Raw genomic sequence first — 13,237 nt, 5'->3', positions numbered from 1 at the left:
AAAGCACGTACAAAATTAGGTTGGAATCTTCAATACCCAAGTTTGCAAGAAATTATCACTCATACTTGGCGATGGCATCAAAAGCGACATCAATTACTACAGCATTTTTGAAGTAAGTAAAATACAAATCCCCAAAGCGTTCATTTTGGGGATTATCAAAAATTCAATAATTATCTTAACGAGATTCTGTCCCTTGATTGGGAAGACCAGGAACTGTAACATTACCTCCAGGGGCTTCCGGTTCAGCACCCTGACGAGTTTCTGTACCTGATTCTTGACCAGTCATCCGATATCTTTCATCAAGAGGAGTATCCCCTTCTTCTGTAGTAGGAACAGTTGTTTGAGTCCCAGGATTATCTTCTGGGTCATATTTATTTTCATCTTGGCGATTATCGGGAGGAGTTTTTGATGTCATATATTTGCACCTTGTAATCAGTTATTCTCTAATGTTAGTGTTGATTTTCTACTAACTTTACTATCCACAGATAGAACTATTCCTATAACTAATTCAGGAAAAATACGCTGTGTATGACATAAATTGAGTAATTAATTTTTTGCAACTACCAAAAATAAAATCAAACTTTTTCTTAAGTAACTTCAAGAGTCACTAATAGTCTGTGGTGTCCAAGTAGGGCCTTGGCAACGTGGCCCCTCTGGTGTCCAAATGAGTTTATCTAAACAAATTTGCCGTTTATCCATGTTTTGTGTCCACGCATGGTAAACAACATACTCAGTTTGACCATCTGGCCCAAGCACAATAGAATTATGTCCCGGCCCTCTGACAAAATTAGGCACAGACTTTAGCACTCGTGGCCCGGTTTCGTTACCAGCATCAGAGTAAGACCCCATCACATTGTCAGCAACACCATAATCGACACCATAGTCTTCAGTTTCCCAGCGTCCGCCACTATAAAAGCAATAGTATTTACCTTCATGTTTACGCACACAAGGGCCTTCTAAAGTATGCCAATCATAGATTTCACCATACATTAAACGGTTAGCTAAAAATCTTTGCCAATCGGAACGCGCCCGTAAAACCACCTTTCCCTCATCAGCCAACTTAGTCATTGTTTGGAGTCGGTCTACAAACAAAGCTGTACCAACACGCACACCACCTTCTGTATCCAAAAAGTCACGGGCGTAAAATAGATACCATTGTCCATCATCATCACAGAATGGATGCGGATCAATAGCAAAGGGACAAGTATTTAAATCTGTAAGTGCTTCGCCAATATCTTGATAAGGCCCCAAAGGAGTATCACTTGTAGCTACTCGCAACTGATGGTTTTTATCTTCATGTCCGACAGAGTAGTAGAGATAAAAAAGTCCATCATTGTAAGCAACTTCGGGAGTCCAATAATTATTGCCAAGGGCTGGGTCTGGCCGCAACAGTGCGTGATCAACAAAATGCCAATTGACAAAATCAAAGGAACGTAACAGAGGAAATACACGGGATTGTTTTGTTCCTTCTGCTTCTGCTGCACCAGTAGCGATCGCATAATATACCCCTTCGTGTTGCCAAACAAAGGGATCAGCAAAATAACCTTGATAAACCGGATTAGTGTATTCCATAGTTAATATTTCATGGTCATTAGCTATGAATAACTAATGCCGTGTACAACTTTATCTCAAACCTAACCCCCAACCCCTTCCCTCGCAGGGAAGGGGAGTAAGATTCAAAGCCTCTTTCCGTTTCGGGGAGAGGTACTCTACGAGAAGAGCTTCGCTCTATGGAGAGGGGTTGAAAAAATCGCGTTAACCAATGACCAATGACTAATACTTGAAATTGATATAAGTTTCGACTTTTTGCTGAGACAATTCCTCTACAACTTTGCACCGTAGCATCTGCCTCAGTTCTGCTGGGAGATGATCATAATAGTCCCGTGGCAGAGTTAAATCTACCTTTGGTGTTTGTAACCAGTGCATAGCATAACCCATGACTACCATAGGTCTGGGCTGGTTTGTGCGATTTGGTGAACCTCGGTGCAGTGCTAAAGGCGATCGCACCATTACATCTCCAGGCTGCATATAAAATGATTCCATTGGAATCTCACCAGTAGCAATCTTTTGTAATCCTTCTTCCCGTGGTAAAAGATGAGTTCCCCTCGCCATTTGAAACGGGCCGTTGTCTGGGGTTACTTCTACCAAGGGAAAGTTAACTGCTAAGGCGTAAAGTGGCGTAACGATGCGATCGCTAAATAATGGGCGAAAGTCCCGATGAGTTTCCTGATAATCTGAACCCTGGAATGGAACGTCAACCCCCAACTGCACCATTACATATTCTTGATAAAAAACGCGCTTTAGAATACCCATAATTACTGGGTTAGCGAAAACCGACTCATTAGCAAACGGATAAACCCAAGGCAAAGTTAGGTAATAGCGTGAGGTTTCACGAGGAGCTAAACCACCTGGTTGATTTTGGCGATCGTGAAATAACTTTTCAAACGCTTCTAACCACTCATTAATCAATTTTTGCTCAAAAAGATTACGAATTACACAAATTCCGTCTTGATTCAATTCCTGAGCAAATGTATTTAGGTCGGTAGCTGAATATTTAGCTATACCGCCTATACTTTGAACCATTTCTCTTAACCTCTTGCATTAACAAATTGAGAGCCAAATGTATAGCAGGGGACAGGTGATAGGTGACAGGTGACAGGGTTAAAAGCTTTGTGCTGTCTCAGTTTTACTATTTATCCATGTCCTAAGCAACTTGGCTACTGCTATAAATTAGACTCTGAAGACAGTTTTTTATAATTGCTAGTCGATAATAGCGTATTATCTTGATATTTGTTTTATTAATTTTTATAAGAAATACTGTTATGAATATAAAAAAATAAGCGAACTTATGTATTAGCAAGTTCAACTATAATGATACTGAAAAATAAGTAGATAAATAGCTAAAAATAGCTATCATGCTGTGAAATAAAGATGAGAAAATATAATTTAATTTTGTTTCTATCTACTTTACTTCAATCATATTCCTACACTATCATTAGGTACAGAAGGCCATCTCACAGTCAGAATAGTACAGTCAGACTGAGCAGTCCAACAATGCGCCACACCTGCATACCACAACACATAATCACCTTCACGAGATAAATTAATCTCTCTGTCCTCAAATTGCAGACAAAATTGACCATTAATCAAGATAGAAAGTGTAGCAGCTTGATTATTTACTGCCCACTCAGTTCTACTTTCTCCTGCTTGATGCACACCCCATTTAATTTCTAGTGCTGTAGTTGAACGTGGATCATAATCTGGAGTGATGAAGTGTCCCATAAACCAACCCCAACGATTTGTACCTTCACTGACAGCATTGCCAAAAATAACGTTAGGCTGCATTATGCACCTCGAAGTTAGGAACTAAAATTTGTCCTGTATAACCTGCGTTGTTGTATTGCTGGAGGACTTGAGGCGCAATGATTTGTTCTTCACCTAAAGCTACCAACGCCACACAAGCACCTCCAAAACCTGCACCTGTCAGCCTTGCACCAAATACGCCTGGGGTTTTCTGTAAAATTTCTACCAATGTATCCAACGCTGGTACAGAGACTTCATAATCATCCCGCAAACTAGCGTGAGATGCGTTCATCAACTCACCAAAACGCTCAGGTGTGACTCCCTGCAAAACTTCCAAAACACGGTTATCTTCTGTCACCACATGACGAGCGCGACGATTTAATGGTTCTGGCAATTTTTCTGTCACCTGAACTTCAGTAATATCTCGTAGTGCCTTGACTCCCAACAAATGCGCTGCTTCCTGACACTCAGCACGACGTTGGTTATAACCACTAGTTGCCAAAGTGCGTGGTACACCGCTATCTATAACTAAAATTGTTGTGTCGTTGGGAAAAGCTAGTATACGCCGTTCTAGCGTTCGAGTATCTAGAAACAAAAGATGTTCAGTATCAGCAAGACTGGAAGCCATTTGATCCATGATGCCGCATTGTACGCCTGCATAGTGAATTTCTGCTTGTTGGGCAAGTTGAGCGATTTCGACATCATCAATTGGTAAATCTAATAGCTGGCGAATTGCTCTGAGTGTTGCTACTTCCAAAGCTGCACTACTAGATAAACCAGCACCCATAGGCACTGATGATTGCACATACACATTCAGCGAAGGAATGGTATATCCTGCTTGTTTTAAGATTTCAATACAACCAAAAATATAACTAGCAAATCCAGAAGGCGTATGATGAATATCTAAAATACTGACACGCTCTTGCAGATTTTCTGAATAAAACTGGTGTTGTCCATCATCACTCAAACCTAACTGTACCGTTGTCTGTTGGGGAATCGCCGTTGGTAAGACAAAACCATCGTTATAGTCGGTATGTTCGCCCAGTAAATTAACTCTTCCTGATGCACTCGCTTGAGTTTCAGGTGGCTGATGAAATATTTGTTGAAAAGTCATAATTGCTGGTAAATGTCTCTGTCATTTCTCTAACGGTACAGGGCGTAATCTTCCTTCTACCTCCACACTAGGGAAGTTTTGATCAAAAGTGAGATTTTCTAATTTCCCATCCTTTAGAATGACAAAAGTATCTTCAACCTTCGCACCTGTTAAACTGGGATTCCAGGCGATCGCCATATTTTCGGTTAAAAAGTCGGTTGTTGTTGGATTAGCAACAATCTCTCTAGCTAAATAGCCTGTAGTTCCTCCCTGGTGATGTTCACGGATAGCATGAGGAAATCCATGTTGTTCATAAGCTTGCGCTAAAGCATAATAAACTGCATCAAGAGTCATTCCCGGTTGAGATGCTGAGAGTGCTTTAGCTTCTATTTCGCAGACATAACGATGTAATTGGGCTTCATCATCTGTCAGGCTACCAAAACAAACAAATCTTGTGAGATTCGCATACAATCCATAGCCTCTGGCGCAAAATACCAGCATAGCTTGTCTTCCAATCTTTTCTCCCGTCGGTGTAGCATGACGATATAGAGGTAAACGCCTTTCTCCAGCTACCAATGTCAAAGCTGGATGTAAACCTCTCGCCCACAACGCTTCCGCACCCGCACCCGCTAACTGATATTCTGTCCAAGTAGGTTGGGCAGCTTGTAGCACTTCTGTCATCGCTGCGCTGGCTTGTTGTCCGACGTGGCGATATCTGTCTAACTCCGTTGGCAATAATACCCGCTTATGTTGTTGTAGAGAGTGGGGTATTGATTGTTCTTGTGGAGTTGCATTATTGCAGCGATCGCTAATAACTATACCCCCATCTGTAGCCTCACGGACAAAAGCCTCACGAGCCGCAGCATCAGCCCAAGGGTTAATATGGAGCTTCAAATGGCTGGGTAATTCCTCATCTTTGAGACGCTGGGCTTCAATTTCATCAGTCAATACCCACGCATCTTGTCCAGTGACTAATAATTCTGCCACACCAGTTTCAGCCGTCAACAGTACGGTATTAGAAGCACCACCAGTAGCCCAAGCAAACCAATCTATACCACGCAGACGCACACCCCCAACCTCAGTTTGAGAGATGGTTTCCCTGATAAATCCTAGTTTCGTCGAGACTTCTTCGCTCATAGGAAGAACATATATAGATACAGCTAATTATCAAATCTATCTGTGTCTATCTGCGTCTGTCTGAGGTAGCGATCGCTATTACCGCCGAATTACTCAAAAATCTTAATCTAGCAGTGTCAGCTGCTACTGTTTACTGTAATATCTTATTACTCATTTTTTCCATCAGAACCTGTGTTACTGGGAAATATACCAAATCAGCAGCCTGGATTATTTGGATTAATATACTCAAACCGAGATTTTACCCAAAAAGAAGCTTGGGGCAAAAACTGTTTTAACTCTTCATTCCCGGCTTCTCTTTGCTCTTATTTATATAGTTTAAATCTAGAGAATGTATACATTAAGCTAAACTCAAACCTCAAAGTTGAGCATTCAAGCATTAGTACAGAAAACTTCTACGGAATCGACCCAACCTCCGATAATCTTTTCTATGCCTTTGAAACGCAGTTTACACCATATCAACAATATCTAATTGGAAATCTACCAGGTGTTGATCTAGTCACGCAATCAAGAGATTCAGGTTCTTGCTTACAGCCAATTGAGATTAAATTAACAGCCTTACCGGATAATACAACTTGTGAATTTGCAGAAGATTATTATGGCTGTGAAATTGTAATCAGACCAGATACTATAGTTTATTTAGCTTGTAGTATTGTAGAAAAGTTTAGAATCAACCCGTCTATTCTGGGCAGTGCGATTACGGAAAAACTTGCAAACATTACTGATTGGACAGAAGCAATTTCTGTAATACCTTACATTCCAGATATGATTGACTGTATAGATGCGATCGCACTTTCACTTATAGATGCACAAAAGCCTTTTTTAATGCAGCCTATCTGGAAAACAGAAGGAAAATCACCAAAGTTAGTAGATAACTGCTTGGACGTTTTTGTGTGGAGTAATCTAGCTTTTACTAGATTATTTATAGATTTAGCAAAAATAGAAATTAATACATACGGAAGAATCAGAAATATTGCTAGGCATACTAGAACAATTATTTGGCTGTTTAAAATGCTATCTGACTTTAGTATTAATGGTTCTTTTAATCATGGGAGAATCATAGACAGCCTTTCGTATAATACGAAAAATGATAAAGCATTTGCCGTAAGCGGTAGAGTTACCCATGCTTACATGACATCGGCAGCCTTGAGACAACCTAGAATTACAAAACAAGAAATTAAAAGAATTATCTTAGGCGGTGGTCAGAATCTCTTGAGTCCAGAAAGAAGATTTGATGCTATAATATTTAACTCACCAGATATATTTGATTTATCAGTTCCTATTATGCCAGATTATTAGTTAGAAATCAAAATTAAATTGCAACTATCAAATTACAAAATCAGAAATGAAAACAGTAGATTTATTTGCAGGTTGCGGAGGTTTGTCCCTGGGATTTCAAAATGCTGGGTTTAATTTAGTAGCAGCTTTTGATAATTGGCTTCCAGCAATTGAAGTATATAGACAAAACTTTCATCATCCTATTTTTGAGAAAGACATTTTTCAAGAAGATATATGTAGAATAATTTCCAGTTTTAATCCAGAAATAATTATTGGTGGCCCTCCATGCCAAGATTTCTCAAGCGCAGGAAAACGAGATGAAAATCTTGGTAGGGCCGATTTAACGATTGTATTTGCCAATATTATTTTGCAAATCAAGCCTAATTGGTTCGTGATGGAAAATGTAGATAGAATTACTAAAAGTCAAATTTTAACAACAGCCTTAGAAATCTTCAAAAAAGCTGGATATGGTTTAACTTGTTCAATATTAAATGCAAGTTACTGTGGAGTTCCACAAGCTAGAAAACGTTACTTTTTAATTGGTCAGCTTCATGGAGAAGATAATGCTCTCAGCAATTATCTAATCAAACATCAATCTAAGAAGCCTATGACTGTTTTTGATTATCTAGGTCATGATTTAGGTATTGATTATTTTTATCGTCATCCAAGAAGTTATAAAAGAAGGGCTATATTCAGCATCCATGAACCTAGTCCAACAGTTCGGGGAGTAAACCGTCCTATTCCCAAAACATATAAGAAGCATGAAGGAGATGCTTGTGATGTTAATGAGAAATTAAGACCTCTTTCTACCATCGAAAGAAGTTATATTCAAACATTTCCAAAAACTTTTAAGTTCCAGGGTAATAAATCAGATTTAGAACAGATGATTGGTAATGCTGTTCCTATCAAGTTAGCTGAATATGTAGCTCGTTGTATCCTTCAATATGTACAAGATTCTTCTCTTCCAGTTTCACTTCATACACTTTCTTCCTGAATGTAGAGTAGATACGTTATCGATCAATCTCTCTATAATTTGTTGTGAGGCGCATTAGTTATAAAAATGCGCCTATTTTCCCATCAGACAGAAATTGGCATTTGTAAATTGACACTCACCGCCTGTAATTCCTTCGCCTTCTCCTCTGGTAAAGCATCATTCGCAAACATCCCGGCTGCAAGTTCCGTTCCCGCCAAATACTTCAGCTTGTCACTGGTGCGATATGGGGGATAAAACTGGGCGTGTAAATGTGCTTCAGGATGTGCTGAACCGTCCGTGGGTGCTTGAAACCAAGCCATTAAGTAAGGAAATGGGCGATTCCACAAGCCGTCATACTTGAGGGTGACGGTTTTCAATGCTTTAGCCAGTCCTAGGCGTTGTTTTGGAGTTAGTTCTGTAAAACTACTGACTGGCTGAATTGGTGCAACCCAGACTTCATAGGGATAACGCGCACACACTGGGACGAAGGCGATCGCATCTTCATCCTGATATATAATCCGTTGATGATCAGCAATCTCTCGTTGAATCAAATCTTGCAGTAAACCCCTTTGATGTTCTTGATAATACTCCTGCTGCATAGCTGACATCCGCGCAGGCACAGGTGGTATAAACGGATAAGCGTAAATTTGCCCGTGGGGATGGTGCAATGTAACACCCACTTCTACACCTTTATTCTCAAAGGCTAGAACGTACTGTATTTGGGGATTTTCGCCCAGTTCACGAGTGCGATCGCCCCACACTTCCAACAGCAATTCCAGGTGCGACAATTCTAAAGAACTGAGGGAAGCACTAGCATTTTGAGTAAAAACTACTACTTCACAAGCTCCATTAGCAGGTAAAGTCTCCACGATCGCATCAGGTGGATTCTTCGCCGTCGGAATCATTGAGGGGAAGCGGTTATCAAACACCGCCACATCATACCTACCTTGGGGTAGTTCTGTCGGAAAGTTGGGGTCGATGGTTGGCGCAAGGGGGTTATATTCTGGGGGTGGCATGAATGTCCGCCCTTGACGGTGACTAGCATAAGCTACCCATTCACCCCGCAAAGGATGCCAGCGCAGGTGCGGATTAGCTTGTACTGGCTCGTTACTAGGACTCGTGGCTTCTAACTGACTATTGATGGGATAGCGACTATATAAAGTTAACTTCCGTCCGTCGGGCTTTAACAGCTGGTGGGAGTACATAATCCTTGTCCTGAGAGGGTAGCAGCACGGATGGCTTCAATGGGAAATTTCGGTGTGCGATCGCCGTACAATAAACCGTTAGCTTCTTGGAAGGTATCTGTGAATTGCGTGTAACAGAATCCGCTAAATAGCTCGATGTCGTTCACTGTTTCCAGCAAAGCAGCATATTTCATTTCTAGTTCGGAAATATTCGAGCAATTTTCATATCCCCAAGCTTGATCTGCATGAGGGTGGTCAATTGGTGCATAAGCAATCCCGCCAAATTCAGTCAACATGACAGGTTGTCCTTGATGGGGGTAGTTATCCAGCGTGAGGATGCGTCCACCTGGACGGCTACGCTCAAATAAATCCGATATCTTGATATCCGGGCGATAACGATGGGCTAATCGCTCAGGCTTTTTATCGTAGTCATGAATAGCGAGAATATCTGTATCTGTACTTTCCCAACCATCGTTACCAATAACTGGGCGAGTTGGGTCAAGGGTCTTGGTTAAGTGGTACATTGCTAAGACGTAGTTACGGTGAGCCGCCGTCTCTACTAAATTTGGCACTCCCCAAGATTCATTAAACGGAACCCAAGCCACAATACATGGATGACTAACATCTCGTTTGATTACCTCAGTCCACTCACGGGTCATACGTTCTACGGCTGTGGGTGTAAAACGGTAAGCACTAGGCATCTCTTCCCATACTAACAACCCCAATACATCTGCCCAATATAAAAAGCGGGGGTCTTCAATTTTTTGGTGTTTGCGGACTCCGTTAAAACCCATAGCTTTGACGAGTTCTACATCACGTCGTAAAGCATCATCATCGGGTGGAGTCATTAAGCTATCAGGCCAATAGCCTTGGTCAAGCACTAGCCTTAGATAATAAGGACGACCATTGAGCATAAAGCGATCGCGCTGAATACTCACAGTCCGCATAGCTGTATAAGATTGCACACTATCTAGCAACTGGTTTTTGTGCCATAGCTGAATTTCGGCATCAATTAGTGTGGGTTTTTCTGGACTCCAAAGCAATTCATTCCGACAGTCATCAATACCCGGATCACCTAAAGCAATCCGACGGCTAATTTCCCCACTAAATACCTCATAACTATCGCTGGCTAACACCAAACCATCCACACTCAACTTCACTTTGATTTGTACACCCGTAGTCGGAACATTACCGGCAAGCCCAACTTCAAAGCCAATTTCCCAGCGTTCGCAGTCAGGCATCCAACGTAAATGACCGAGATAAGTCTCACCTACACGTTCTAACCAGACAGTTTGCCAAATCCCAGTGGTGCGGGGATACCAAATACTGTGGGGTTTCAACTGCCAATCCTGCTTTCCACGAGGTTTAGCGAGGTCGTGGGGGTCATCTTGCGCCCAAACTGTCACCTTTGTTGTGCCACTATTGTTTAAAGCATGGGTAATATCGAGGCTAAAAGAAGTATGCCCGCCTTCATGCTCGGCTATATATTGATCGTTAACCCACACACGCGCCCGATAATCTACAGCACCAAAATGTAACAATAATCTGCCATCACCATCTGGTGTGGCAAATTCTCGCTCATACCAGCAGTTGGGATGAAAATCCTGATCACCAATCCCACTTTTGGTAGATTCGGGCGCAAAAGGAACTTCTATATGATGAGACCAATGCTTAAGATCGCTGGGTTGGACGCATTTGCCTTCGTCATCAAATGCGAACTTCCATAAGCCATCTAAGCTTTGCCAGGTAGAGCGTTTTAACAGTGGTCGTGGGTGTACTATTGTTCTTGAATCCCAAAAGTTACTATCAGCTTTAGAAGGTAATTCAACTTCACGATTTTTCAAATCTAACAATCTCATCAGTTTTCCTCCCTATCCAGAACTTACTAAACCCTTGCTATCGGTTAAATTTAGACAAAAATATTTGGATTGTCAGACATAGCATGAGTTTTTACCAGATTATTTATTTATTGCTTGGTTATAGAGAATAGCATTGGATTTTACATAGCAAATACTGTTACATCCAACACTAGATGTGTTGGAAACTTAAAATAGTTTTTTTACTATTGACTCGTGACATTATGACACATACATCAGCAATCTTTAGCTGGAGAGCTAAAAAAAAAGTCTGAAATTTAGCTGGCTAATAAATATGATAAATCTGCTATTCTAGAAAGTCGACAATAAATAAATTTATGTATATTCCTTATTTATTTCAATTCATTTACTAATCCATTTTAGAAATTAGACTTATTCTTAATATGCAATGTGGTCTAAGACCTTAATTTTTTGTGTTATTGCGTAAATATTATTAATTATGAGCAATTTGTAGCATGGTTAACTTTGGCAGAGAAAAGCATATAGAAAAACAAGATTTTTATCTAAGTTCCGTTAACTAGCGAACTCTACTATAGAAATCGAATTTGATAACTGAACATACTTATACCAATTTTATGTGAGTCTGCATTTAATCTTCATATCTCGTCTTTCTTTGTGTTCTTTGCGCCCTACCCTGCGGGAAGCCGCTACCGCGTCTATGTGGTTCGTTATTTAATTCAGTGCATCTTCATACAGAATTGGTATTATATAGACAGAGAACAGCAAAAAGAGAGTAGAAGTTACCTAGTTTTTTCCTAAATCAAATATGATTTCTATAGCGTTTGCTAACGTTATTAGCTGCTGAATTCAAATCAATGAGGCGACCGTCTAATATCATCTTTGGGTAATCAATTATGATTCCAGGAAACTGTGCAGAAATGTCAAAATTTTCTCCTCTGCTCCCTCTGCTGTCTTTGGGGTCTTAATGATAAATCTTTTAGCAGAAACAATATTATAAGTAACAGATTTCAGGTAATAGAGGTGTAAGAGTTTGGACGATTTATACCCTTACACGCAACAGACTTTGAACTCTGTGGCCTTTCTGTGTTCGTTAAAGCTCACAGGAGCTACTGAGTTGGAAGCCTACTATCTAGTTTATCAAGAACTTTCAATCTAAATACAAGCAAGAATTTTTGCATTTCAGACTTCATAATTTATAATCTTAGACCAGCCTGCTTCATCAGAGGAAGGATGCGATCGCCAAAAAATTCCAGGTCTTCTTTAAAGTCATAAAAACTCAATTGCAAACCATCAATACCAGCCTGCTTCAACTGGATAAACTGCTCAACCACCTGTTCAGGTGTACCAATGACTTCGATATTTCCACCAATCGCCCGACGTTTCGGTGCATCTTTACCTACACGACCCTTCCAAGCGTGAGCATCACTGTCAAATCTGCTAAAGCCTAAAGGTGCGTCAGAATCAGCATAAGCAACGATCGCATCGTGGTAGTCCCAAGTTTCGCGCTCAGTGTCCCGACTAATCACCATAGGGTTGAGAAGTGTGCGGACTTCACGCCCAATATCCCGCGCTGCTTGCTTCACTCTTTGGGTATGGGCAGGTAAGAGAGCGATCGCACTAGCAAAATCTGACCCTCCAGGACTAGTAATAAATACAATATCCGAGTAACGCGCCGCAAAAGCAATACCCGCATCTGAACCTGTAGCATTCACCAAAACTGGGCGACCATATTTCGGCTTGGGTGTGACAAAGGCTCCACCAAGTTTCCAAGTTGACTTTCCTTCAAAGGAAAAGTTCTCGTCATCATTCCACAGACGTTGTACCACCTCTACGAACTCAGCAGCCAGTTCATAGCGATGATCATGCTCTATGCGGTTCCAACCAAACATCTCATGTTCCACAGCTCGATGTCCCGTCACAATATTGATACCCCAACGACCCCCTGATATATGGTCTAACGTCGCACCATATTTGGCTAAATGTAACGGGTGAATCGGCCCATACAACACATGAATAGTAGAAATTAGCATGATTTTTTGGGTGATGCTTGTCAGGGCAGCTGTTGTGATAAACGAGTCTAGGGCTTCTCCGTTAAAAACACCTCCATAGCCACCTTTGGGAAGCCACTGTGACAGCGCAAATATCAAATCAAAGCCTAATGCCTCAGCCTTCAGTACCAGTGCTTTGTTATATTCAAACTGCCAGTCAGTAGTGCGCGGTAATTTAGATGCACTCCAACCTCCTGCCTGAATAGGTAAAAATAAACCCAGCAATACAGGTTGTGTCAATGCTTGGGAAAGAGGGCTAATACCAAGTCTAAATGAGCGTGCATAGAACTGTAGAATAAAGAACATGGAAGAAAAAGACTCATGAGGAAGCAATGGCACGCCCTTTCAATCTAGAAGTTCAAGAAAGTGCTGAGTATTTGTCAAAA

11 protein-coding genes are annotated in these 13,237 nt (G+C 41.0%); 2 read left to right on the top strand and 9 right to left on the bottom strand.

All coding sequences use genetic code 11. The features are described 5' to 3' along the window. Positions 1-175: 175 nt before the first annotated feature. The 6 genes from H6G75_RS24290 to H6G75_RS24265 all read right to left on the bottom strand — a co-directional run bounded on the left by H6G75_RS24290 (position 176) and on the right by H6G75_RS24265 (position 5,533). On the bottom strand, positions 176-415 hold the full coding sequence (locus H6G75_RS24290) for a hypothetical protein (protein WP_190982502.1): 240 nt from the start codon (positions 413-415) through the stop codon (positions 176-178). Between the two features lie 182 nt (positions 416-597). Beyond that, the gene (locus H6G75_RS24285) at positions 598-1,572 is read right to left on the bottom strand and encodes a glycoside hydrolase family 43 protein (protein WP_190982501.1); all 975 of its coding nucleotides are present in this window, start codon (positions 1,570-1,572) and stop codon (positions 598-600) included. 201 nt (positions 1,573-1,773) lie between these two features. Further along, on the bottom strand, positions 1,774-2,583 hold the full coding sequence (locus tag H6G75_RS24280) for a phytanoyl-CoA dioxygenase family protein (protein ID WP_190982500.1): 810 nt from the start codon (positions 2,581-2,583) through the stop codon (positions 1,774-1,776). 393 nt (positions 2,584-2,976) lie between these two features. Then, the gene (locus tag H6G75_RS24275) at positions 2,977-3,345 is read right to left on the bottom strand and encodes a signal peptidase I (protein ID WP_190982499.1); all 369 of its coding nucleotides are present in this window, start codon (positions 3,343-3,345) and stop codon (positions 2,977-2,979) included. After that, positions 3,335-4,417, bottom strand: a complete 1,083-nt coding sequence (gene galK / locus H6G75_RS24270) for a galactokinase (RefSeq protein WP_190982498.1) — start codon at positions 4,415-4,417, stop codon at positions 3,335-3,337. Before galK ends, H6G75_RS24275 begins: the two co-directional genes overlap by 11 nt. Before the next feature lie 21 nt (positions 4,418-4,438). Continuing rightward, on the bottom strand, positions 4,439-5,533 hold the full coding sequence (locus H6G75_RS24265; protein WP_190982497.1) for a Xaa-Pro peptidase family protein: 1,095 nt from the start codon (positions 5,531-5,533) through the stop codon (positions 4,439-4,441). A gap of 171 nt (positions 5,534-5,704) precedes the next feature. Between H6G75_RS24265 and H6G75_RS24260 the strand changes: the two genes are divergently transcribed. Then, complete coding sequence (locus H6G75_RS24260; protein WP_313934907.1) at positions 5,705-6,829, top strand: HindVP family restriction endonuclease; 1,125 nt, start codon at positions 5,705-5,707, stop codon at positions 6,827-6,829. Between the two features lie 46 nt (positions 6,830-6,875). Then, positions 6,876-7,802 (top strand): DNA cytosine methyltransferase, encoded by a 927-nt coding sequence (locus tag H6G75_RS24255; RefSeq protein ID WP_190982496.1) that lies wholly within the window; start codon positions 6,876-6,878, stop codon positions 7,800-7,802. A gap of 83 nt (positions 7,803-7,885) precedes the next feature. Here the strand turns inward: H6G75_RS24255 and galT are convergent, their stop codons facing one another. The 3 genes from galT to H6G75_RS24240 form a co-directional block, all read right to left on the bottom strand. Further along, positions 7,886-8,986, bottom strand: coding sequence for a galactose-1-phosphate uridylyltransferase (gene galT, locus H6G75_RS24250; RefSeq protein ID WP_190982495.1), 1,101 nt, complete (start codon positions 8,984-8,986; stop codon positions 7,886-7,888). Next, positions 8,965-10,824 carry a glycoside hydrolase family 2 protein gene (locus tag H6G75_RS24245; protein WP_190982494.1) on the bottom strand — a complete coding sequence of 620 codons (1,860 nt, stop codon included), beginning with the start codon at positions 10,822-10,824 and terminating at the stop codon, positions 8,965-8,967. Before H6G75_RS24245 ends, galT begins: the two co-directional genes overlap by 22 nt. Before the next feature lie 1,172 nt (positions 10,825-11,996). Then, positions 11,997-13,157 (bottom strand): LLM class flavin-dependent oxidoreductase, encoded by a 1,161-nt coding sequence (locus tag H6G75_RS24240; protein ID WP_190982493.1) that lies wholly within the window; start codon positions 13,155-13,157, stop codon positions 11,997-11,999. Between the last annotated feature and the right edge of the window lie 80 nt (positions 13,158-13,237).

The organism is Nostoc sp. FACHB-280, assembly GCF_014697615.1.
GTDB lineage: Bacteria > Cyanobacteriota > Cyanobacteriia > Cyanobacteriales > Nostocaceae > Nostoc_B.
Note: the sequence above shows the minus strand (reverse complement) of the source record. Positions and strands in the feature narration are given on the sequence as shown.

Coding starts and splice junctions, on each gene's coding strand:
- H6G75_RS24280 (WP_190982500.1), bottom strand. CDS start 2,583: ATGGTTCAAAGTATAGGCGGTATAGCTAAATATTCAGCTACCGACCTA.
- H6G75_RS24265 (WP_190982497.1), bottom strand. CDS start 5,533: ATGAGCGAAGAAGTCTCGACGAAACTAGGATTTATCAGGGAAACCATC.
- H6G75_RS24245 (WP_190982494.1), bottom strand. CDS start 10,824: ATGAGATTGTTAGATTTGAAAAATCGTGAAGTTGAATTACCTTCTAAA.
- H6G75_RS24255 (WP_190982496.1), top strand. CDS start 6,876: ATGAAAACAGTAGATTTATTTGCAGGTTGCGGAGGTTTGTCCCTGGGA.
- H6G75_RS24240 (WP_190982493.1), bottom strand. CDS start 13,157: ATGTTCTTTATTCTACAGTTCTATGCACGCTCATTTAGACTTGGTATT.
- H6G75_RS24290 (WP_190982502.1), bottom strand. CDS start 415: ATGACATCAAAAACTCCTCCCGATAATCGCCAAGATGAAAATAAATAT.
- H6G75_RS24275 (WP_190982499.1), bottom strand. CDS start 3,345: ATGCAGCCTAACGTTATTTTTGGCAATGCTGTCAGTGAAGGTACAAAT.
- galK (WP_190982498.1), bottom strand. CDS start 4,417: ATGACTTTTCAACAAATATTTCATCAGCCACCTGAAACTCAAGCGAGT.
- H6G75_RS24285 (WP_190982501.1), bottom strand. CDS start 1,572: ATGGAATACACTAATCCGGTTTATCAAGGTTATTTTGCTGATCCCTTT.
- galT (WP_190982495.1), bottom strand. CDS start 8,986: ATGTACTCCCACCAGCTGTTAAAGCCCGACGGACGGAAGTTAACTTTA.